General features: G+C 72.1%; 19 protein-coding genes and 1 pseudogene. 13 read left to right on the top strand and 7 right to left on the bottom strand.

Annotated features, from left to right (window positions below; genetic code table 11):
• Nucleotides 1–192: 192 nt before the first annotated feature.
• Both RL72_RS06275 and RL72_RS06270 read right to left on the bottom strand, forming a co-directional pair.
• Nucleotides 193–597 (bottom strand): annotated as a pseudogene (locus RL72_RS06275) (cysteine hydrolase family protein); the annotation flags it as partial.
• 125 nt (nt 598–722) lie between these two features.
• Nucleotides 723–2,195, bottom strand: a complete 1,473-nt coding sequence (locus RL72_RS06270) for a purine-cytosine permease family protein (protein ID WP_045249959.1) — start codon at nt 2,193–2,195, stop codon at nt 723–725.
• A gap of 221 nt (nt 2,196–2,416) precedes the next feature.
• Between RL72_RS06270 and RL72_RS06265 the strand changes: the two genes are divergently transcribed.
• Complete coding sequence (locus RL72_RS06265; protein WP_045249958.1) at nt 2,417–3,790, top strand: pyridoxal phosphate-dependent decarboxylase family protein; 1,374 nt, start codon at nt 2,417–2,419, stop codon at nt 3,788–3,790.
• 40 nt (nt 3,791–3,830) lie between these two features.
• On the opposite strand, the gene RL72_RS06260 is transcribed toward RL72_RS06265, so the two are convergent.
• On the bottom strand, nt 3,831–5,117 hold the full coding sequence (locus tag RL72_RS06260) for a M18 family aminopeptidase (RefSeq protein ID WP_045249957.1): 1,287 nt from the start codon (nt 5,115–5,117) through the stop codon (nt 3,831–3,833).
• Nucleotides 5,118–5,365: 248 nt separating this feature from the next.
• Between RL72_RS06260 and helR the strand changes: the two genes are divergently transcribed.
• Nucleotides 5,366–7,660 carry an RNA polymerase recycling motor ATPase HelR gene (gene helR, locus RL72_RS06255; protein WP_045249956.1) on the top strand — a complete coding sequence of 765 codons (2,295 nt, stop codon included), beginning with the start codon at nt 5,366–5,368 and terminating at the stop codon, nt 7,658–7,660.
• Nucleotides 7,661–7,669: 9 nt separating this feature from the next.
• Here helR and RL72_RS06250 read toward each other — a convergent pair whose 3' ends face one another.
• The gene (locus RL72_RS06250; RefSeq protein WP_045249955.1) at nt 7,670–8,674 is read right to left on the bottom strand and encodes an ArsR/SmtB family transcription factor; all 1,005 of its coding nucleotides are present in this window, start codon (nt 8,672–8,674) and stop codon (nt 7,670–7,672) included.
• Between the two features lie 76 nt (nt 8,675–8,750).
• Between RL72_RS06250 and RL72_RS06245 the strand changes: the two genes are divergently transcribed.
• The 3 genes from RL72_RS06245 to RL72_RS06235 are packed head-to-tail and all read left to right on the top strand — an operon-like array spanning nt 8,751 to nt 10,106.
• Nucleotides 8,751–9,107: a cupin domain-containing protein gene (locus RL72_RS06245; protein ID WP_045249954.1), complete on the top strand. Its 357-nt coding sequence runs from the start codon at nt 8,751–8,753 to the stop codon at nt 9,105–9,107.
• 26 nt (nt 9,108–9,133) lie between these two features.
• Nucleotides 9,134–9,427, top strand: coding sequence for a DUF4287 domain-containing protein (locus RL72_RS06240; protein WP_045249953.1), 294 nt, complete (start codon nt 9,134–9,136; stop codon nt 9,425–9,427).
• Between the two features lie 31 nt (nt 9,428–9,458).
• Nucleotides 9,459–10,106, top strand: a complete 648-nt coding sequence (locus RL72_RS06235; protein ID WP_045249952.1) for a dihydrofolate reductase family protein — start codon at nt 9,459–9,461, stop codon at nt 10,104–10,106.
• A gap of 51 nt (nt 10,107–10,157) precedes the next feature.
• Here RL72_RS06235 and RL72_RS06230 read toward each other — a convergent pair whose 3' ends face one another.
• Nucleotides 10,158–10,475, bottom strand: coding sequence for a DUF4229 domain-containing protein (locus RL72_RS06230; RefSeq protein WP_045249951.1), 318 nt, complete (start codon nt 10,473–10,475; stop codon nt 10,158–10,160).
• A 133-nt stretch (nt 10,476–10,608) separates the two neighbouring features.
• Between RL72_RS06230 and RL72_RS06225 the strand changes: the two genes are divergently transcribed.
• From RL72_RS06225 to RL72_RS06215, 3 genes are all read left to right on the top strand, one after another.
• Nucleotides 10,609–10,977, top strand: a complete 369-nt coding sequence (locus tag RL72_RS06225; protein ID WP_045249950.1) for a PLDc N-terminal domain-containing protein — start codon at nt 10,609–10,611, stop codon at nt 10,975–10,977.
• Nucleotides 10,974–12,602 (top strand): 2-succinyl-5-enolpyruvyl-6-hydroxy-3-cyclohexene-1-carboxylic-acid synthase, encoded by a 1,629-nt coding sequence (gene menD / locus RL72_RS06220; protein WP_045249949.1) that lies wholly within the window; start codon nt 10,974–10,976, stop codon nt 12,600–12,602. The genes RL72_RS06225 and menD overlap by 4 nt, the downstream gene beginning before the upstream one ends.
• A 72-nt stretch (nt 12,603–12,674) precedes the next feature.
• Nucleotides 12,675–13,532: a polyphosphate kinase 2 family protein gene (locus tag RL72_RS06215; RefSeq protein ID WP_428838621.1), complete on the top strand. Its 858-nt coding sequence runs from the start codon at nt 12,675–12,677 to the stop codon at nt 13,530–13,532.
• A 17-nt stretch (nt 13,533–13,549) separates the two neighbouring features.
• Here the strand turns inward: RL72_RS06215 and RL72_RS06210 are convergent, their stop codons facing one another.
• On the bottom strand, nt 13,550–14,815 hold the full coding sequence (locus tag RL72_RS06210; RefSeq protein WP_082072171.1) for an isochorismate synthase: 1,266 nt from the start codon (nt 14,813–14,815) through the stop codon (nt 13,550–13,552).
• A 65-nt stretch (nt 14,816–14,880) separates the two neighbouring features.
• On the opposite strand from RL72_RS06210, the gene RL72_RS06205 reads away from it, so the two are divergent.
• From RL72_RS06205 to RL72_RS06190, 4 genes are read left to right on the top strand one after another with little or no spacing between them, the layout of a single operon-like run.
• Nucleotides 14,881–15,474 (top strand): DUF402 domain-containing protein, encoded by a 594-nt coding sequence (locus RL72_RS06205; RefSeq protein WP_045249948.1) that lies wholly within the window; start codon nt 14,881–14,883, stop codon nt 15,472–15,474.
• Between the two features lie 41 nt (nt 15,475–15,515).
• Nucleotides 15,516–16,238 (top strand): class I SAM-dependent methyltransferase, encoded by a 723-nt coding sequence (locus RL72_RS06200; RefSeq protein ID WP_045249947.1) that lies wholly within the window; start codon nt 15,516–15,518, stop codon nt 16,236–16,238.
• Nucleotides 16,239–16,284: 46 nt separating this feature from the next.
• On the top strand, nt 16,285–17,346 hold the full coding sequence (locus RL72_RS06195) for a polyprenyl synthetase family protein (protein ID WP_045249946.1): 1,062 nt from the start codon (nt 16,285–16,287) through the stop codon (nt 17,344–17,346).
• Nucleotides 17,347–17,386: 40 nt separating this feature from the next.
• Nucleotides 17,387–18,760, top strand: a complete 1,374-nt coding sequence (locus RL72_RS06190) for an FAD-dependent oxidoreductase (RefSeq protein WP_045249945.1) — start codon at nt 17,387–17,389, stop codon at nt 18,758–18,760.
• Nucleotides 18,761–18,808: 48 nt separating this feature from the next.
• Here the strand turns inward: RL72_RS06190 and RL72_RS06185 are convergent, their stop codons facing one another.
• Nucleotides 18,809–19,243 carry a hypothetical protein gene (locus RL72_RS06185; protein ID WP_156156722.1) on the bottom strand — a complete coding sequence of 145 codons (435 nt, stop codon included), beginning with the start codon at nt 19,241–19,243 and terminating at the stop codon, nt 18,809–18,811.
• A 77-nt stretch (nt 19,244–19,320) separates the two neighbouring features.
• Between RL72_RS06185 and RL72_RS06180 the strand changes: the two genes are divergently transcribed.
• The gene (locus RL72_RS06180) at nt 19,321–20,391 is read left to right on the top strand and encodes an alpha/beta hydrolase (RefSeq protein WP_045249943.1); all 1,071 of its coding nucleotides are present in this window, start codon (nt 19,321–19,323) and stop codon (nt 20,389–20,391) included.
• Nucleotides 20,392–20,426: the final 35 nt, after the last annotated feature.

Here is a 20,426-nt window from a genome sequence, read left to right as displayed (position 1 = left end):
ACCATCGTCGTGGTGTTCTTCGCGCAGAACTTCCTCGGGCCGTTCCAGTCCTTCCTCATCACGCTCGGCGTGCCGATGGCCGCCTGGGCGGGGATCCTCATCGCGGACATCCTGCGTCGGCGGATAGAGTCCCATGACGGTGAGGGCGGCGGCGTGATTCTCCGGCGTCGATCCGGCGCAGGCGTCGGCGGCGATCGTCACGCGAGCCCCCGCATCCGCGGCGGCCAGAGCCGTGGAGACCACGCAGCAATCGGTCGAGACGCCGGTCAGCACGACCGGAGCGGATCCGACGACCCGCTCGATCTCCGCTCCCCACTTGCCGAAGGTCGGCAGGTCGAGCGTCGGATGCGGCGACAGCTCCCGCACGCCGGGCACGAGGTCGTAGAGCGGGTCATCGGCCGGGCGGTCCGCGAACGGCCATGCTGCGAAGTAGTCGCCCCAGGACGTGCTCCGATCGGCGGTGGGAAGCCAGCGGGTCAGCAGCACGCGCCCGTCGGCGGCCGCGGCGAGGCGCCGGATGTTCTCCAGCGCCTCCGGGAACATCGGGGATCCCCACGCCGAGTCCGGCGCCGCGAAGATGTTCTGCGCGTCGATCACCACCAGCCACGGCAACGCGGCGGGCCCCACGGGCTCCGCCGTGCTGCCCGGTTCCGGAGCGCTCACGCCGCGGGTGCTTCCTGCTCCTGACGGCGGATCCGCCGTGCTGCCCGGTTCCGGAGCGCTCACGCCGCGGGTGCTTCCTGCTCCTGACGGCGGATCCGTCCCGCGCGGCCGAACCACGTGACGACGAAGCCGATCACGAGCGCGAAGAACACCCCGAGGTTCGCGTAGGCCCACTCGCCGTCCTTGCCGCCGATGAGGCCGAGGAAGTAGCCCTGCCAGTTGTTCCACGGCGCCGCGTCGGCGAACGTGTTGATCACGAAGCCCCAGCCGATGACCGACGCCACGAGGAGCGTGACGATCGAGACGCCGTCCCACGCGCCGTAGCGGCCGCGCGCGTCGAAGAGCGATGCCTCGTCGTAGTCCTTCCGCCGACGCAGGATGTCCGCGATGAGGATCCCCGCCCAGGCGGCCATCGGCACGCCGAGCGTGATGAGGAAGGACTGGAACGGCCCGAGGAAGTTCTGCGCGAAGAACACCACGACGATGGTGCCGATCGTGAGGATCACGCCGTCGACCGCGGCGGCGGCGGGACGGGGGATCCTGATCCCGAGGCTGAGGAGGGTGAGACCCGAGGAGTAGATCCCGAGCACCGCGCCCGACACCAGGGTCAGGATCGCCACGATCAGGAACGGGAACAGCGTCCACGTCGGAAGCAGCGACGCGAGCGCGCCGATCGGATCGGCGGCGACCGCGGCGCCGAGCTTGTCGTCGGAGCCTGCGAGCAGGAGGCCGAAGAAGACCAGGATGACGGGTGCGACGGATCCGCCGATCGTGTTCCAGGCGACGATCTGCGTGTCGGACGCGGTGCGTCGCTGATACCGGGACCAGTCCGCGGCGATGTTGATCCAGCCGAGCCCGAAGCCCGTCATCACCATCACCAGCGCGCCGATGGTCTGCGCGAGCGTGCCGTCGGGGTGGGACAGCGCCTTGTCCCAGTGGATGCTGGAGAAGGTCAGGATCAGGAACAGCACGGTGAAGGCGCCGGTGAGCCAGGTCAGCACCGACTGCAGCCGCATGATCGTGTGGTACCCGAGCACCGAGGCGCCCACGATGAGCGCCGCCACCAGGATCGTCGCGATGATGTTGACGGCCACGTCGCCGCCCTCGCCCACCCAGCCGAGCGCGTGCAGCACCGTCGTCGTGGCGAGCACGGCGGTGATCGTGAGCGACGTCTCCCAGCCGATCGACGTGAGCCACGACACGATCCCGGGGATCTTCTGCCCCTGTACGCCGAACGCCGCCCGGGACAGCACCATGGTCGGCGCGGATCCGCGCTTGCCGGCGATCGCTATGAGCCCGCACAGCGCGAACGACACGACGATGCCGATGATCGCGACGACCGTGGCCTGCCAGAGCGAGATCCCGAATCCGAGCAGGAAGGATCCGTAGGACATGCCGAACACGGACACGTTGGCCGCGAACCAGGGCCAGAACAGGTCGCGGGGCCGCGCGGTGCGCTGCGACTCGGGGATGATCTCGATGCCGTTGCGCTCGATCAGCGAGGCGGATCCGGCCGGGGAATCTGCTGACATGGCTTCATCCTGGCACTGCCGCCCTGCGGTGCGGCGTCATCGCCGGGTTTCGAGGAGCGATGTCGGTCCGCCGGACGGGCGTTCCGGCGCAGACATCGCTCCTCGAGGATGCGGTCGCGGACGGAAGCACGGCACGGTACGATGTCGCCGACCCGTTGATCCGGCGCGGCATTCTGCTCGTGACCGGGCGCCCGTAGGCTTCCGGGTCGGAAGGATCCTCCATGGACGCCGCGCGCATGCATGCCGCCTCGCCCGAATCCGCCGCGATCGTCGACGCCGTGCTCGACTACTCCCGCCGACGGATGCTCGCCACCGACGTGCCGCTCGACAAGCCGCAGCCCGAGTCGGAGCTGCGCCGCCTCGTCGGCACCACCATCACAGACCAGGGCCTCGGCGCCCAGCGCGCGCTGAGCGTGTTCGAGCACATCCTCGCGCCGGCCTGCCTCACGACCAGCCACCCGAACTACCTGTCGTTCATCCCGAACGCGCCCACAGTGGCCGCGATGGCGTTCGACCTCGTCGTCTCCGCCTCCGGACTGTACGGCGGCAGCTGGCTCGAAGGTGCCGGTGCCGTGCACGCGGAGAACGAGGTGCTGGCGTTCCTCGCCGCCGAGTTCGGGCTGCCCGAGACCGCGGGCGGCGTCTTCGTGCAGGGCGGCACGATCGGCAACCTGTCCGCGCTCGCCGCGGCGCGCGAGACCGCCAAGGAGCGGCTGCTCGCGGCGGGCCGTGATCTGCCGCCGCGCTGGAAGCTGGTCTGCAGCCTCGAGGCGCACTCCTCGAACAAGTCGGCGGCGAAGATCATGGACGTCGACGTCATCGCCGTCCCCGCCGGATCCGACGGAGTGCTGCGGGCCGACGCCGTGCGCGAAGCGCTCGAAGAGCACGGCGACGCGGCGTTCGCCGTCGTCGCGACCGCCGGATCCACGAACTTCGGCATCCTGGACGACATCGCCGGCATCGCCGCGCTCAAGGACGAGTTCGAGTTCTGGCTGCACGTCGACGGCGCCTACGGGCTCACCGCGATGCTCGCGCCCGAGGCCCGCGGCTGGTTCGCCGGCGTCGAGCGCGCGGACTCCCTCGTGGTCGACCCGCACAAGTGGCTGTTCGCGCCGTTCGACTGCTGCGCCCTGCTCTACCGCGACCCGGAGACGGGGCGCCGCGCGCACACCCAGCACGCCGAGTACCTCGACACCCTCACCGACACGGACGAGTTCAGCCCCTCCGACTACTCGATCCAGCTGACCCGGCGCCCGCGGGGTCTGCCGCTGTGGTTCTCCCTGGCGACCTACGGCGTCGACGCGTACCGCGCCGCGGTCAGCGAGACGCTGACGCTGACGCGCCGGATCGCGGCCGAGATCGCCGCGCGTCCCGAGCTGCGCCTCGTGCGCGACCCGCAGCTGTCGGTCGTGGTGTTCGAGCGCGACGGCTGGGAGCGCGCGGACTACGACCGCTGGTCCGACGAGCTGCTCGAAACGCAGCGCGCGCTGGTCGTGCCGAGCTCGCACGCCGGCCGGGTCAACACCCGCTTCGCGATCCTGAACCCGCTCACGACGTTCGAGGACCTGGTCGGGATCCTGGACACGATGCGCTGACCCGCATCCGGGACCTCTTCCCGGGTGGCGTCGGACCGCCTCAGCTCGCGAAGAAGGCCTTCGCTACGGCGGCGAGATCGTGCAGGTCGCTCACGCCGGCGAGTTCGCGGGCGGAGTGCATCGAGAGGATCGGGATCCCCACGTCGACCGTGCGGATCCCGATCCGGGTCGCCGTGATCGGGCCGATCGTCGAGCCGCAGGGCACGTCGTTGTTCGAGACGAACTCCTGCGTCACGACGCCCGCCGCGTCGCACCAGCGGTGCCATGCCGCCGCGCCCACCGCATCCGTGGCGTAGCGCTGGTTCGCGTTGATCTTCAGGATCGGTCCGGAACCGAGCACGGGCTGCACGACCGGGTCGTGCTTTCCGGCGTAGTTCGGGTGCACCGAGTGCCCGACGTCGCTGGACAGGCACCAGGAGGCGGCGTACGCGCGGTGCACGTCGACCGCGTCCGCGCCGAGCCCGTCGTAGATCCGCTCCAGCACGTCCTCGAGGATCGGGCCCGCGGCGCCGGAACGCGATCCGGAGCCGAGCTCCTCGTGATCGAAGGCGGCCAGCACGGCGATCGCCGACGGCTCGCCGTGCGCGGCGACCTCCCCGAGTGCGACGACGCCCGCGTGCACGGAGGCGAGGTCGTCGAGGCGCCCGCTCGCGAAGAACGCGTCGTCCTTGCCGAACACCGCGCCGCGCGCGCTGTCGGCGACGACGACGTCGAAGCCGCGGATGCCGGACGGATCCACGCCCGCGGTGGCGGCGAGCTCGCCGAGGATGTCCGCCGCCTCGGGGTCGCCCAGACCCCAGACCGGCTGCGTCTCGACCTGCTTGTCCAGCGCGAGACCGTTGTTGACGCCGCGGTCGAGGTGGATCGCGAGCTGGGGGAGTCGCAGCAGCGGTCCGGTCGCGGCGAGCACGACCTGGCCGTCGGCGAGCGCGAGGCGGCCGGCGAGGCGCAGCTCACGATCGAGCCACGAGTTCAGCAGCGGCCCGCCGTACACCTCGACGGCTGCCTGGAGCCAGCCGCGGGATCCGGTGGTCGGCCGGGGCTTGAGCTTGAAGCCGGGGGAGTCGGTGTGCGCGCCCAGCACGTGCACCGGCGTCGTCGCGGTCGCGCCGGCGGGCACGATCCACGCGATCGCGGCGCCGTCGCGCACGACGACGAAGCGGCCGCCCGCCTGCGCCGGCCAGGCCTCGGTCTCGTCGAGACGCGTGAAGCCCTGCTCCTGGAGGCGCCGCGCGACCTCCTCGGCCGCGTGGTAGCTGGACGGCGAGGCGGCGACGAAGTCGGCCAGATCCTCGACATGGCGGTGGGCGGAGGCGGCGTGGGACATGAGGATCCTTCCGAGGCGAGGCGCGACCGCCGGGGCGGCGCAGAGCACCTTCGATCGTAGCCGCGCGCGAAGCGCGTTCCGGCCGCAGAAGATGTCGTTCCGGTGTCGGGAAAGCGGCGGAAACACGATGGGAGCGGATCCTCGCGGACCGCTCCCTGCACTTCCAGGATACCGGAGGGGGTGGGGCTTGCGGCAAGGGCCCCCTGCGGGGGCAGACTGAGTGGCTTCGCCCAGGAACCGGAGGATCCGTGCGCTCTGAAACCACCCCTGAGACCGCCCTCGAAACCGACACCCCGACCGCGTCGTCCGGCTCGCCGGACGATCCGTCCGTCTTCGCGCTCCCGCCCGCACTCGCCCGCAAGTCGGCCCCGGCGCTCATCGCGGCGGACGACGCCCACCTCGCCGCGGTCCGTGCCCGCCTCGCGGAGGAGATCGTCGCGCTCGACGAGCGCCTCGTCGCCCTGCGCGCCGCGCGCGCCCGCCTCGGCCAGGAGGCCCTCGACCGCGACCTCGACATCCACCGATCGACCTCGCGGCTGCAGCTGCTGCGCCGGTTCGGCGTCGACCTGTGCCTCGGCCGCATGGTCGTCGCGGGAACAGGGACCGAACCGGCGGAGACCGTCTACATCGGCCGCATCGGACTGTCCGACGCGGAGGGGGGTCGCCTGCTCGTCGACTGGCGCGCGCCGGCCGCCGAGCCCTTCTTCGCCGCCACCCACGCGGATCCCGCAGGTCTCGTGAGTCGCCGCCGCTACCGCTGGTCGACCGGACCGGGCAACGCGCGGCGGATCACCGACTACTGGGACGAGGTGTTCGATCCTGCCGCCTATGCGGAGGCCGGACTCGACGCGGCCGCTGCGCTCGACGACCAGTCGGCGTTCATCGCCAGCCTCGGCGCTTCGCGCTCGCCGCGGATGCGTGACGTCCTCGGCACGATCCAGTCCGACCAGGACGCGATCATCCGTGCCTCGTCGCGCGATGCGCTCGTCGTCGACGGCGGGCCCGGCACCGGCAAGACCGTCGTCGCCCTGCACCGCGCGGCCTATCTCATGCACGCCGAGCAGCGGCTCAGCCACGGCGGGATCCTCTTCGTCGGCCCGCACCGGCCCTACCTGGCCTACGTCGAGGACGTGCTCCCGAGCCTCGGGGAGGACAGCGTGCGGGTGTGCACCCTGGCCGACCTCGCGCCGGAGGGACGCGACGGCGACCGCATGCCGGAGGAGGCGGATCCGCTCGCACGCTCGCTGAAGTCCGGCGCGCGCCTGCTCGATGCGGTGACGGCGGCCGTGCGCTACCACGAGCACGCCCCCGCGGAGCGGCTGCTCGTGGAGACGCCGTGGCGGGACGTGATCGTCGAACCGCAGGCGTGGGCCGAGGCGTTCGACGCTCCCGCGCCCGGCACGGCGCACAACGACGCCCGCGACGAGGTGTGGGACGCGCTGGTCGGCGGTCTCGTCGAGGAGTACGCCGACGAGGACGTGCCGCCGCGGCACCTCGACCGGGCGCTGCGTCAGAGCACGGCACTGCAGCGCGCCTTCGTCGCGGCCTGGCCGGTGCTCGATCCGGCGGGAGTCGTCGCCGACCTCTGGTCCACCCCTGCCTATCTGCGCATCTGCGCGCCGTGGCTGGACGAGCAGGAGCGGGCGGCCCTGCGACGTGGGGCGGGCGACGGGGTGGATCCGCGCGACTGGACCAGGCAGGATCTGCCGCTCCTCGACGCGGCACGCGCGCTGATCGGCGACCCCGCGGCAGCACGCCGGCGTCGCCGCCAGGAGGCCGTCACCGCCGAGGAGCGCGAGTATCGCGAGCGCGTGCTGGACGAGCTGCTCGCCGCCGACGACGACAAGGAGAGCGCCGTCACCGGCTTCTTCTTCGGCGACGACAGCGCGGGGGTGCGCGAGATGCTCCTCGACGAGGACGCACTGCCGCGGCTGGATCCGGATGCGCTGGCGGGGCCCTTCGCGCACGTGATCATCGACGAGGCGCAGGAGCTCAGCGACGCCGAGTGGGCGATGCTGCTGCGTCGCGTCCCCTCGCACAGCCTCACGATCGTCGGCGACCGCGCCCAGGCGCGCCACGGGTTCGGCGAGACGTGGAGCGAGCGGCTCGCGCGCGTGGGGATCCGTCGCATCGAGCAGGCGTCGCTGCGCATCAATTACCGCACCCCGGAGGAGGTCATGACGGAGGCGGAGCCCGTGATCCGGGCCGCGCTTCCGGACGCCAACGTGCCCGTCTCGGTGCGCTCAAGCGGGATCCCCGTGCGGCACGCCGCGGTCGCCGAACGCGACGAGCTCCTCGCGACCTGGCTCGCCGCGCACGAAGAGGGGATCGCCTGCGTGATCGGCGACGACCGTCCGTACGCGGACGCTCAGGGAGCGATCGACCCGCGCGTGCGGCTGCGCACGCCGGTGACCGCCAAGGGCCTCGAGTTCGACCTCGTGGTGCTCGTGGCGCCGGGCCGCTTCGGCGAGGGCGTGGAAGGGGCCGTGGACCGGTATGTGTCGATGACGCGCGCGACGCAGGAGCTCGTGATCCTGCGCTAGCGGGACGGGTCAGAGCGCGGCGCCCACCAACGCCTCCCCGAGCGGAGCGCGCAGGTGCATCATCCGGGCGCCGTCGCGGGTGCTGACGATCAGGCCTGCGTCGCGCAGCACGGTGAGGTGGTGGGAGGCGGTGGACACGGCGATCCCCGCCTCCGCCGCCACCCGGGAGGTGGTGCGCGCCACGTGCGCCGTGAGCAGGATCCCCGCCCGCACCGGGCCGATCAGGGCCTCCAGGGCGCGGACGAGGTCCTCCGCGTCTGCCGCCCAGCCCGCTGTCACCCCGCGCGCGGGATAGAAGAGGGTGGGCTGGGCCGGCGGCTCGGTGATGACCATGCAGCCCCAGGACGACATGACGGAGGGCACGAGCACGAGCCCGCCGCCGCGGCAGTCCACGTCCTCGCTGTGCCGGCGCAGTCGCACGCGCACCGAACCGTCGCCCCAGCTCACCTGCGGGTGGATGCCGGAGGCCATGGCCGCCAGGCCCTCGGTCGCGATCGTGCGGGAGCGGACGGCGATATCGGATCGCAGGATCCGCTGGAGCTGCGGCCAGACGGGCGCCATCGCCGCCTCCCACACCTCCGCCCAGGCGTCGGCGATCATCGCGCGTGCCCGGGCGGGGTCGTCCTGCATGCGGCGAAGCGCCTCCTGACGTCGGCCGGAGGATCGCACGACCATCTTCCCGAGATCGACGCGCATTCCCGCCAGCGGCGCCTCGCGCAGGGCCGCGAGCTCGTCGTCGGGTCCGAGATCCCAGCGGGCGGTCGTGGTGACGAAGTCGGGCATGTAGCCGTCGGCGCCGATCACGTGCGCCAGCACGCCGAAGGCGTCGCCGGGGAGCCGGTCCCGGACGTTCTTCAGCCAGCCCCAGGCCAGCGGGTACTGCTCGGGGCGCAGCAGCACGCGCACGGCGTGCGCAAGCTCATGGCCGGGCGAGATACCGAACCGCACCGCCTGGATGTCACCGGGGCTCAGATGGAAGTCGACGCGGTGGTGCTCCCACTCGACACCTTCCATGTTTCGATCCACATCGAAACTCTACGAGCCTCGCGGGGATCTCGCGAGAGTGGGAACACCACCGAGAGGACACGACATGAGCACCATCGCACCCGACGTCACCGTGATCGCGCCCGAGGAGATCCGCCTCGGGACCGGCAACGGACGACGCTTCGAAGGAGCCGAGCACGGCGCCGGCGTCTCGTACTTCTATGTCGACAACCAGCCCGGTCAGGGCTCGCTGCTGCACTGGCACCCGTACCCTGAGACCTGGGTCGTGCTCGAGGGCGACGCGGCCTTCACCGTCGGCGACCGCACGATCGCCGCGACCGCCGGGGACACCGTCACCGGGCCGGCATTCGTACCGCACCGGTTCGAGAACGTGGGATCGGGAACCATGCGCCTGATCGGGATCCACGCCTCCGCCGTCATCATCCAGACCGTGGTCGAGTGACCACCGCCTCCGAGGAGAACCAGAACATGTCGTTCCAGGCATATCTCGACGCCGTCGAGACCAAGACCGGGCTCACGCCGCGCCAGATCGTCGACCTCGCCGCCGCCCAGGGCTTCGGCCCGGGTACCAAGGCGACACCGATCCTCGAGTGGCTGAAGAACGAGTACGACCTCGGACGCGGTCACGGCATGGCGATCGTTCACGTCATCACCAAGGGTCCCGCGATCAGCTCAACCCACGTCGGAACCGATGGCGTGCATCGCGACGCCACGGATACGCTCTGGCTCGACGGCAAAGACTCGAATCCGCACCGCCCCTGAATCCCTCCCCTCGTCAGCAAGGAGCCGACACATGGCCGTTCGCGCCGACCTCAACATCTCCCTGGACGGCTACGCGTCGACCACGGATCAGACGCCCGAGAACCCGTTCGGTGAGGACTGGGGGCGCCTCGTCGCCGCCTACACCGCCACGCGCACGTTCCGCGAGCGGGTGCTGGGCGACTCCTCCGGCGAGGGCACCACGGGTGTCGACGACCGCTACGGCGCGGCCTACTTCGAGAACATCGGCGCCGAGATCATGGGCGCGGGCATGTTCGGGCTGCACAACTTCCCGGACGACCGCGACTGGCGCGGCTGGTGGGGAGAGGAGCCGCCGTTCCGCTGCCCGGTGTTCGTGCTCACCCACGACGCGGACCGCGATCCGATCGTCTTCGCCAACGGCACCGAGTTCCGCTTCCTCGCCGCCTCGCCCGACGAGGCGCTGGCGCTCGCGACCGACGCGGCCGGAGGCGAAGACGTGCGGATCGGCGGAGGCGTCGACACCGTGCGCTCCTTCCTGGCGGCAGGCCTGATCGACCGCCTGCACGTGGGCATCACGCCGATCCTGCTGGGCCGCGGCCAGAACCTCTGGGCGGAGCTGCGCGGACTCGAGAGCGACTACACCGTCACGAGCGAGGTCGCCGAGAGCGGCGTCGTGCACGTGACCTTCGCCCGCGGCTGAGCGCGCGCGGCAGGGTGCGCCCGGCTGAGCGCGCGACGCCCGGAACGCGGGTCAGGCCGCGTTGCGGGAATCCGTGCCGTTCGCGTCCGTCTCGTCGCGGTCCGCCGAGGCCTCGGCGTCCTCGATGTCCTCGTCGGTCGGTGCGGATCCCGTCTTCTCGGCGCGCTTGGCGTAGATCGCGCGCGACGCGTCGGACAGCGGGCTGCGCAGGAACAGCAGCGAGATGCTGATGCCGATGAGGGCGGCGAAGAGCGCCGCGAGCCACCAGAACTCCCGGAAGATCGGGAAGAAGAACCAGAGGATCCCCAGCGGCACGAGGAACGCCAGCAGGCGCAGCACCGAGTACACGAGAAGGGGAGGAAGTTTCACGGGTCCAGTCTAGGAGCCCGCGTTCGGGGTGCGCTGTGAGGGGCGTATGGCGTCCGTCTCGATCACATGTGCGGCAGCCGTGTGATCCCGGGGGAAGTGCCCGGGCGCGAGTACGCGCGCCTAGACTGGAGGCGTGGCACGTTTCCTCGTGATCGGCGGTTTTCTGGCCGCGGTCTTCTGGGTGTTCAGCATCGTCGACTGCGTCGTGCAGCCGGCGAGCCGTCACCGCGGCGTGTCCAAGGGTGTGTGGATCGCGATCGTCGTGGTGATCCCGGTGATCGGCGGCGTGCTGTGGTTCGCGATCGGCCGCACCCGCCGCGGGCACTCCGCCGCCGATGAGCGGTACCTGCCGCTGGACGACGGGGATCCGAGTCACGCGAAAGCCGGCTCCGTGCGACGCATCAGCGAGGCGGAGCAGGAGCGGCTGATCAAGGAGCTCCAGGAGGAGCTCGCGCGGCTCGACGAGCGCGGCGACACCGATTCGCCGGGCCCCCGCCCGTGACGGCGCCTGCATCGTCGCCCGCCACCGATGCCGCCGTGCGACTGCTGACGGGGCTCGTCGAACGCGGCGTGACCGACATCGTGCTCTCGCCGGGATCCCGGTCGCAGGCGCTCGCGCTCGCGGCGACCGCTCTCGCGCGCTCCGGATCCGTGCGCGTGCACGTGCGGATCGACGAGCGGGTCGCTGGGTTTACCGCGCTCGGCCTCGGTCGTGAGTCGGGCGCCCCGGCGGCGCTGATCTGCACATCGGGGACGGCGACGGCCGGATACCTCCCGGCGGTGATGGAGGCGTTCCATGCCGGCGTTCCGCTGATCCTGCTCACCGCCGACCGGCCGCCTGAACTGCGCGGTGTCGGCGCGAACCAGGCCACCATCCAGCCCGGGATGTTCCGTCCGTGGGCGCGGCTGAGCGTGGATGCGCCCGTGCCGGGCGATGCGGAGCCGGCCGTCTTCGCGACGCTCGCCGCCGACGCCGTCGCGGCGGCCGTCGGCGCCGCGGGCGAGGGCCTCGAGGGGATCGCCGGCCCCGCGCACCTGAACCTGCCGACGCGCGAGCCGCTCTCCGGCGCGGTGCCGGATCCGCTCCGCGCGACGCGTGGACCGCTGCCGTCGTCGGCGCCCGCGGAACCGCTGCGGATCGCCGCGGGACCGCGCACCGTCGTGGTGGCGGGTGCCGATGCCGGCCCGGACGCGGCGCGGATCGCCCGTGAAGCCGGGTGGCCGCTGATCGCCGAAGTGGTGAGCGGCGCCCGGGCCGGGGACCCGCATGTCGTCCCCGCATACCGGGATCGCCTGAACGACCCGACACTCGCCGGACGGATCCAGCGGGTCATCGTCTTCGGGCATCCGACCCTGAGTCGCGAGGTCGCGTCCCTGCTGCGCCGCACGGACCTCGACATCGTCGCGGTGCGCCGCGGCGGGGAGCGGCTGAACCCGTCGGGCACCGCCGTCGACGCACGCGCGGTGGAGGTGGAGCCCGGTCCTGGGGACGCGGAATGGCTGGCGGCGTGGACCGCGCCGGTCGTGCGCGACGCAGCACCCGCGGTCGACAGCGTCCCGGTCGAGCGGGCCGTGGTGGACCGCGGCGCTCTCGTGCGCGCCGTGGGGGCGGCCGGCCGTCCGGTGGACCGGCTGCTGTTCGGGTCGTCGAGGATCGTGCGGGTGGCGGACCAGCTGCTCGAAGGCCGCGACGTGCGGGTGCACGCCAACCGCGGGCTCGCCGGGATCGACGGCACGATCGCGACGGGAATCGGGATCGCGCTCGCCGCGGAAGCGGAGGAAGCGCCCGGAGCCGGCGGCACGACCCGGGTGCTGCTCGGCGACCTCTCCCTCCTGCACGATGTGGGATCCTTGCTGCTGCCGGCCGACGAACCGGCGCCGCGGATCCAGGTGATCGTCGGGAACGACGGCGGCGGCACGATCTTCGACGGCCTCGAGGTCGCCGGCACCGCTCCCTCGGCCGACCTGGACCGTGCGTTCTATACCCCGCAGTCCGTCGCGCTGGAGCCCCTCGCCGCCGCCTACGGATGGACGTTCGTGCGCGCCGGCACGGTCGCCGAGCTGGAGCGTGCGCTCGCCGCGGAGGTCACCGGCCCCCAGCTCATCGAGGTGCCGCTGGCGCGCTGAGCCTTCGCGGTGCCGGAGCGGGTGCCGGCCGCCCTCGGGCCCCTGTGCCCGGCATGGGGCATCATGGGGACCATGAGCCAGCACTCCGCCGGGTGGACCGCCCCCGCCGCCGAAGTCCTCCGCGTCACGTCCGCCGGTCTCGCCGGCGTGGATCCGGACTCCACCCCGGGATACCAGGGCCGGAAGTCGGACGGCGCGGCGTCGCTCGCCGACGGGCTGGTGGCGCTCGGCGATCTGCAGGAGCGGCTGTTCGCGCGCTCGGCGGTGGGCGAGGCGCAGGCGAGCGTGCTGCTGGTGCTGCAGGCGATGGACTCCGCCGGGAAGGGCGGGATCGTGCGGCACGTGGTCGGCGGCGTGGATCCGCAGGGCGTCGAGCTGGCCGCCTTCAAGGCGCCGACCTCGGAGGAGCTGCAGCACGACTTCCTCTGGCGCATCGAGAAGCGTCTGCCCGCGGAGGGCAAGATCGGGGTCTTCGACCGCTCGCACTACGAGGACGTGCTCATCGGCCGGGTGCGCTCCCTCGCCCCCGCGGAGGAGATCGAACGGCGCTACGGCGCGATCGTCGAGTTCGAGAAGCGGGTCGTCGACAGCGGGACCCGCATCGTCAAGGTGATGCTGAACATCTCCCGCGACGAGCAGAAGAAGCGCCTCATTGAACGCCTGGACCGGCCCGAGAAGCACTGGAAGTTCAACCCCGGCGACACGGATGAGCGCCTGCTCTGGGACGACTACATGGCGGCCTACGACACCGTCTTCGCGCGCACCTCGACCGACGCGGCGCCCTGGTACGTGATCCCGGCCAACCACAAGTGGTACGCGCGGCTCGCGGTGCAGGAGCTGCTGCTCGCCGCGCTCGAGGACATCGATCCGCAGTGGCCGCTCGCCGACTACGACGTCGAGGCCGAGCGGAAGCGCCTCGCCGCGACCTGAGCGGATCCTGTTCCGCGTCAGGCGAGGGCGTCGACGATGGGGCGGAACTTCACCCGCGTCTCGAGCAGCTCCGCCTCCGGATCGCTGCCGGCCACGATGCCCGCTCCTGCGTAGGCGGTGAGGGGGATCGGCACCCCGGAGCCCGCGACTCCGAACTGGGCGCACCGCAGCGCGATCGCCCATTCGCCGTTGCCGCGGGCGTCGATCCAGCCCACCGGGCCGGCGTAGCGACCGCGATCGAAGGGCTCGAGCTCCCGGATCGCCGCGACTGCCGCGTCGGTCGGCGTGCCCGCGACCGCGGCCGTGGGATGCAGTGCCGCGGCGAGGTCCAGCGCGGACGCGCCGTCGCTGAGCCGGGCCCGCACGTCGGTCGCGAGGTGGAACAGGTTCGGCAGCTCGAGGATGAAGGGTCCGCCGTCGGCGTCGAGCGCCGTGGTGTGCGGGGCGAGCGAGGCGACCACGCTGCGCACCGCGAAGGCGTGCTCGTCGTTGTCCTTGGGGCTGTCGGCCAGGGCCGCGGCGGCACGGGCGTCGGTCACGGCGTCCGCGCCGCGAGCGGTCGTGCCGGCCAGCACGCGGGCCGTCACCACGCCGTCCTGCACCGTGACGAGCGTCTCCGGGCTCGCGCCGATGAGACGGTCGACCGCGAAGGCCCACGTGTCGGGGTACTCGGTGCTGAGAGCCCGTACGAGCCGGCGCAGATCGGATCCGGCCGGCACCGTGCCCACGAGGTCGCGCGCGAGCACGACCTTGCCGTACTGCGCCTCGGCGATCGCGGAAAGCGCGGCGCGCACCGATGCCTGGTAGCCCTGCGCGGTCTGCGCGCCCGGACCGAGCGTGCCCGCCCAGTGCGGTCCGAGCGCGGTGGGAGCGGGGATGGCCGATCCATCGGTGTCGCCCGAGGCCGGGGCGTCGAGCACGTGGGTGATCCACGTGCGCCCGCCGTGGCGGCCGATCACCGTCCGCGGCACGAGGAGCACGCTCTCCGCGGACGACTCCTCGTCGAAGACCAGGGCCGCGAACGCGACCAGCCCGGTGCCCGGTAGCTGCACGGTGTCGTCCACGGTCGCGGACGCGCGGATGTCGTCCCAGGCGCGAGCGAGCGCCGACGTGCGGGACTCGGGCCCCCGGGCGGCGCGAACGACGCGAGCGGTCTCGGCGCCGACCGCGACGATCCCGTCGCCGCGGCGCAACCACGCTCGCGGATCCGCGGGATCCGCATAGCCGAGCAGGTCGCCTTGGAGGTCGAACTCTCGCGTCTGAACGACCAGGCCGGCACTCACGCATCCAGCCTATTGCGTGCGGAGCCGGTCGCCTCGCGCGCGGGACCCCCGCATAGAGTGGCAGCGTGACCGCAGACCGCCCCGCATCCGGAACCGAGATCGTCTTCCAATGGCGCAAGTGGGGCGGCTCCCCGCACTGGAGGCACGAGTGCGTCTACCTCGGATCCGATGACTGGGGGGACTGGGTCGGACAGCCTGCCGGCTGGGGGAGCGAGCGCCCCGGCCGCTCGTTCACCGCCGCCGGCCCCAACGTCACCCTCGTCCCGCCGAGTGCCGACTACGCGCTGACGGTGAACCGCGACCATCCTCACGGGATGCGCATCTACATCGACCTCGCCTGGGACGTGCGCGCGGTGGAGGGCGATGGCGCGGAGGAAGGGCAGGGGACCGTGCCCGTGCTCTTCACCGGGATCGACATGGATCTGGACGTCGTGCGCGTCGAGGGCGAGCGCGGCACCTGGATCGACGACGAGGACGAGTGGGACGAGCACCGGGTCGAGTACGGCTACCCGGCCGACGTGCAGCGGCATCTGGAGGCGCTCGCCGCGGACCTCGAGCAGCGGGTGCGCGCGCAGGTGCCGCCGTTCGACGACGCGACCGCCGACCGGTGGCTCGACCGGCTCGCGGAGCTGGCGCTTCCGGCGCGGCACCTGTCCTGACCTGCGCCGGCCGCACGCCCGCACGCGCGTAGGCTGGACGGGTGACCCCGTCTGAGCCCAACCGCGCCGACCTCGGCAAGGAGCCTTCCCGCGTCAGCGGCATGTTCGACCAGGTGGCGGCCGGCTACGACCGCACCAACACCGTGATGACGGTCGGCAACGACGCACTGTGGAGGGCCGCCACCACGCGCGCGGTCGCACCGAAGAAGGGCGAGCGGATCCTCGACCTGGGCGCGGGCACCGCGTCCTCCTCGGCGTCCCTTGCGCGCAGCGGCGCGGAGGTTGTCGCCGCCGACTTCTCGCCCGGGATGCTCGCCGAGGGCAAGCGCCGGCACGGCGATCTGCCGAACCTCAGCTTCGTCGAGGCCGACGCCACCGCGCTCCCCTTCGAGGACGACTCCTTCGACGCGGTGACGATGTCGTACAGCCTGCGCAACGTGCAGGATCCGAAGAAGGCGATCGCCGAGCTCTACCGGGTCACCAAGCCGGGCGGCCGGGTCGTCATCAACGAGTTCTCCACGCCCCCGGCCAAGCTCATGCGCGGCTTCTACCGGCTCTACAACTCCCAGGTGCTGCCCCGGGTGGCCCGCCTCGCCGGAACCAACGGCGATGCCTACGACTACCTGAACGAGTCGATCCGGGACTGGCCGGACCAGCGCACCCTGGCCGGCTGGCTGCGCGAGGCGGGCTGGATCGACGTCGCCTGGCGCAACCTGTCGTTCGGCATGGTCGCCCTGCACCGGGCTCGGAAGCCGCGGGCCTGAACCGGGCGCGCTCAACCTCCCGGCGTTCGCAGGTAGGCTGGACACCGTGACTTCGAGCTCTGCCGCCACGGGTTCGCGCCTCGCGAGCCGTCTCGGTTTCAGTGACCGTGTCTTCATCGGTCCCGCCGCGCGCAAGCTCGCCCGCGAGGTCGAAGCGGGCCTCGACCTGGTCGAGTCCGGCCTCGCCGAAGACCTGCGCGTGGCCGACGCCCTCGCCGACGCCACGAGCCGCTACCTGTACGAGGCCGGCGGCAAGAGGGTGCGCCCCGTGCTCGCGCTCCTCACCGCACAGCTCGGCGGCGGCAACCTGCCCGCCGTCATCGACATCGCCAAGGCGCTGGAGCTCACGCATCTCGGCTCGCTGTACCACGACGACGTCATGGACGGCGCGGATCGGCGTCGTGGCGTCCCCGCGGCCCATGCAGTGTGGGGCAACAACGTCGCGATCCTCACCGGCGACATCCTCTTCTCCCGGGCGCTCAAGCTCATGAGCGGGCAGGGCGACCGCGCGATCCGCCTGCAGGCCGACACGTTCGAGCGGCTCGTGCTCGGGCAGATGCACGAGACCGTGGGCCCGCAGCCCGGCGACGACCCGATCGCGTTCTACATCCAGGTGCTCGCGGACAAGACCGGATCCCTCATCGCGGCCGCGACGCAGGCCGGCGTGATCTTCTCCGGCGCTCCCGCCGAGTTCGAGGAGCCGCTGCGCGTCTACGGCGAGAAGGTCGGCGTCGCGTTCCAGCTGCTCGACGACGTGATCGACCTGTCCGCCAAGCCGGAGGACACCGGCAAGGTCCCCGGCACCGACCTGCGCGCCGGCGTGCCGACCATGCCCTCGCTCCTGCTGGGAGTGGAGACGGATCCGGAATCGGTCGCGCTCGCCGCCGAGATCGACGCGGGCGTGCAGCGGATCGCGGCCGGGGAGGATCCGTCGATCCTCGACGACGCCCTCTCGCGCCTGCGCGACCACGACGTGACCCGCAAGACGCTCGACCTGGCGCGCAGCTGGACCCAGGGCGCGATCGACGAGCTCGCCGTGCTGCCCAAGGGTCCCGTCCGCGAGGCGCTCACCCGCTTCGCGGAGACGCTCGCGGACCGCAGCAGCTGACATCGTCCGGCCCGTGCCCGGGCTGCCGAAAGGAACCACCATGACCAAGCTCAGGCTTGCCATCGTCGGCGCTGGCCCCGCCGGCATCTACGCCGCCGACCTCCTGCTCAAGGCCGAGCGTCGCTTCGACGTCTCGATCGACCTGTTCGAGCAGCTGCCCGCGCCGTACGGCCTGGTGCGCTACGGCGTCGCACCGGACCACCCGCGCATCAAGGGCATCATCACGGCGCTGCGCGACGTGCTGGACCGCGGCGACATCCGGCTCTTCGGCAACGTGAACTTCGGCACCGACATCACCCTGGACGACCTCAAGCGGCACTACAACGCCGTGATCTTCGCGACGGGCGCACGGCGCGACACCGGGATGGACATCCCGGGCGTCGACGCGATCGGATCCTACGGCGCTGCCGACTACGTCAGCTGGTTCGACGGGCACCCGGACGTGCCGCGCGAGTGGCCGCTGGACGCCGCGAGCGTCGCCGTCATCGGCAACGGCAATGTGGCCCTGGACGTGTCGCGCATGCTGGCCAAGCACGCCGAGGATCTGCTCGTCACCGAGGTCCCCGCGAACGTGTACGAGGGGCTGAAGAGCAGCGCCGTCACCGACGTGCACGTGTTCGGGCGCCGCGGCCCCGCGCAGGTGAAGTTCACCCCGCTCGAGCTGCGCGAGCTCGGCGAGCTGCGCGACGTCGACATGGTCGTCTACGACGAGGACTTCGACTACGACGACGCCTCCCGCGACGCGATCGCGAGCAACAAGCAGGTCATGGTCATCGACCGCGTGCTGCAGTCGTGGCGCAAGCGCGACTCCGTGAACAACGCGGGCGGCACCGCGTCGCGCCGCCTGCACCTGCACTTCTGGGCGCGTCCGGTCGAGGTGCGCAAGGACGAGACGGGCCGCGTCGCGGCGCTCGTCTACGAGCGCACCCGCCCCGACGGCACCGGGGGCGCGGTCGGCACCGGCGAGCTGCGCGAGGTGCCGATCCAGGCGCTGTACCGCGCCATCGGCTACTTCGGCTCGCCGCTGCCCGGCGTCCCCTTCGACAAGAAGCACGGCGTGATCCCGAACCGCGAGGGGCAGGTGCTGGCGAAGGACTCGAACCAGCGGGTGCCCGGCATCTACGCGACCGGCTGGATCAAGCGCGGCCCGGTGGGCCTGATCGGGCACACCAAGTCCGACGCGATGGAGACCGTCCGCCACCTCATCAACGACCAGGGGTCCTGGTGGCAGCCGGAGGACGCGTCGGAGGAGGCGATCCCCGCGCTGCTCGCCGAGCGCGGCGTGCGCTGGACGGATCTCGACGGCTGGCACCGCCTGGACGAGCATGAGATCGCCCTGGGGGCGCCGGAGGAGCGCGCCCGGGTCAAGGTCGTTCCGCGCGAGGACATGGTCCGCATCTCCCGCGGGGAGTGACGGATCCCGGTCGCCTCGAGCGCCTTGGCTCGGGGCGTCACGGACGGGCTACTTCTTCGGCGTGACCTCGACAGTGAAGGCGACGTGTGCACCCGAGGCGCTGTTGTCCATCGTGACTTTCGTGGTGCCGGTCGTGATCGGGGAGAGTCCCGGGTTGAACTGCGCGGATCCGTCGTCCTTGCCGGGCGTGAACGACACGATGTTCGGATCCTCGATCTTCGCGGTCCAGTGCGTGAAGTCGGCGGTGTCGCCGGTCAGCACGATGACGTTGTCGAGCGGGACCGAGACGGTGGTGCCGTCGACGGTTTTCAGATCGGCCATGATCGGCGGGAGCTGCTGCGCGCTCGGCGCGGGGGTGACCGATGCGGGCTCGGTGGTCGCGGCGGTGCCGCCCGTCCCGGAGCAGGCGGCGAGGCCGAGCGCTGCGGACGAGATGAGGATCCCGGCCAGCACGGCCCGGGAGCGGGGAAGTCGGCGGTGCATGGTTCCTCCTGGTGGGCTGTGGCCCCAGCGTAGGGGACGCGCCGCGCGCACGGCAGGGGCGCCGATACGCTGAGGTCATGACCGCCGCACCGGATCCGCAGGGATGGGTGCCCGACGTGCTCGGCGAGGAGTTCTTCCAGCTCACACTGCCGCTGCGCGCCGACGACGAGGGCGAGGTGGTCGCGACGCTGGTGCGTGCTCTCCCGGAGCGCACCGCCTGGCAGCGCCTGTTCGGCGACCGCCGCACGCTCGCCGACACCGACGTGCTCTACGTGCACGGCTGGTCGGACTACTTCTTCCAGAAGAGACTCGCGCGATTCTGGACGGGCAGAGGGGCGCGCTTCTTCGCGCTCGACCTGCGCAAATACGGGCGCAGCCTCCGTCCCGGGCAGACCCCTGGGTACATCTCGGACCTCGCCGAGTACGACGAGGACATCGCGGCGGCGCTCGCCGCGATGACCGACGGACAGGGTGCCGCGCCGCGCCGCCTGGTGCTGCTCGGCCACTCGACGGGCGGACTGACGCTGAGCCTGTGGGCGGCGCGCAACCCGGGCGTCGCGTCGGCGGTGATCCTGAACAGCCCGTGGCTGGAGTTCCAACTGCCGCGGTTCACTCGCGAGACGATCGCGCCGCTCGTGGGGCTGCAGGCCAAGAGGCGTCCGCTCGACCGGGCGCCCCAGGTGGATCTCGGCTTCTACACGCGCGCGCAGAACGAGGTCGCCGATCCCGAGGATCCGATGGACGTGGATCTCGCGTGGCGGCCGGCGCAGACCATGGCGGTGCATGCGGGCTGGCTGAACGCGATCCTGGCCGGACACGCGAGCATCGCCGCGGGCATCGACATCGGCGTTCCGGTGTGCGTGCTGCTCTCCGCGCACAGCGCCTATCCGACGTCGTGGTCCGAGGACCTGACCCGTGCGGACAGCGTGCTCGTCGTGGACGACATCGCCCGCGCCGCGCTCAAGATCGGGCACTCGATCACGATCGAATGGATCGAGGGCGCGCTGCACGACGTGTTCCTCTCGCGGCACGAGGCCCGCGAGGAGGCGTACGCCCGGCTCGGTCACTGGGTCGACGGATGGGCGGCCGCGGACTCGGCCGCGCGGGCGGCGGCGTCGCGCGAGGCAGGCGCACCGGGCGTCGACTGAGCAGCGGAACCGCCGCCGGACGGCCCGACGCGCCG

The sequence above is a fragment of the Microbacterium azadirachtae genome, assembly GCF_000956545.1.
GTDB lineage: Bacteria > Actinomycetota > Actinomycetes > Actinomycetales > Microbacteriaceae > Microbacterium > Microbacterium azadirachtae.
The sequence above is the reverse complement of the archived record's forward strand: the minus strand, read 5'-3'. Positions and strand labels throughout refer to the sequence as shown.

Excerpts from the sequence above, each read along its gene's own strand:
- RL72_RS06270 (WP_045249959.1), bottom strand. The coding sequence starts at position 2,195 with ATGTCAGCAGATTCCCCGGCCGGATCCGCCTCGCTGATCGAGCGCAAC.
- RL72_RS06260 (WP_045249957.1), bottom strand. The coding sequence starts at position 5,117 with ATGTCCCACGCCGCCTCCGCCCACCGCCATGTCGAGGATCTGGCCGAC.
- RL72_RS06185 (WP_156156722.1), bottom strand. The coding sequence starts at position 19,243 with ATGCACCGCCGACTTCCCCGCTCCCGGGCCGTGCTGGCCGGGATCCTC.
- RL72_RS06250 (WP_045249955.1), bottom strand. The coding sequence starts at position 8,674 with ATGGAAGGTGTCGAGTGGGAGCACCACCGCGTCGACTTCCATCTGAGC.
- RL72_RS06265 (WP_045249958.1), top strand. The coding sequence starts at position 2,417 with ATGGACGCCGCGCGCATGCATGCCGCCTCGCCCGAATCCGCCGCGATC.
- RL72_RS06180 (WP_045249943.1), top strand. The coding sequence starts at position 19,321 with ATGACCGCCGCACCGGATCCGCAGGGATGGGTGCCCGACGTGCTCGGC.
- RL72_RS06235 (WP_045249952.1), top strand. The coding sequence starts at position 9,459 with ATGGCCGTTCGCGCCGACCTCAACATCTCCCTGGACGGCTACGCGTCG.
- RL72_RS06190 (WP_045249945.1), top strand. The coding sequence starts at position 17,387 with ATGACCAAGCTCAGGCTTGCCATCGTCGGCGCTGGCCCCGCCGGCATC.
- RL72_RS06215 (WP_428838621.1), top strand. The coding sequence starts at position 12,675 with ATGAGCCAGCACTCCGCCGGGTGGACCGCCCCCGCCGCCGAAGTCCTC.
- RL72_RS06240 (WP_045249953.1), top strand. The coding sequence starts at position 9,134 with ATGTCGTTCCAGGCATATCTCGACGCCGTCGAGACCAAGACCGGGCTC.
- RL72_RS06245 (WP_045249954.1), top strand. The coding sequence starts at position 8,751 with ATGAGCACCATCGCACCCGACGTCACCGTGATCGCGCCCGAGGAGATC.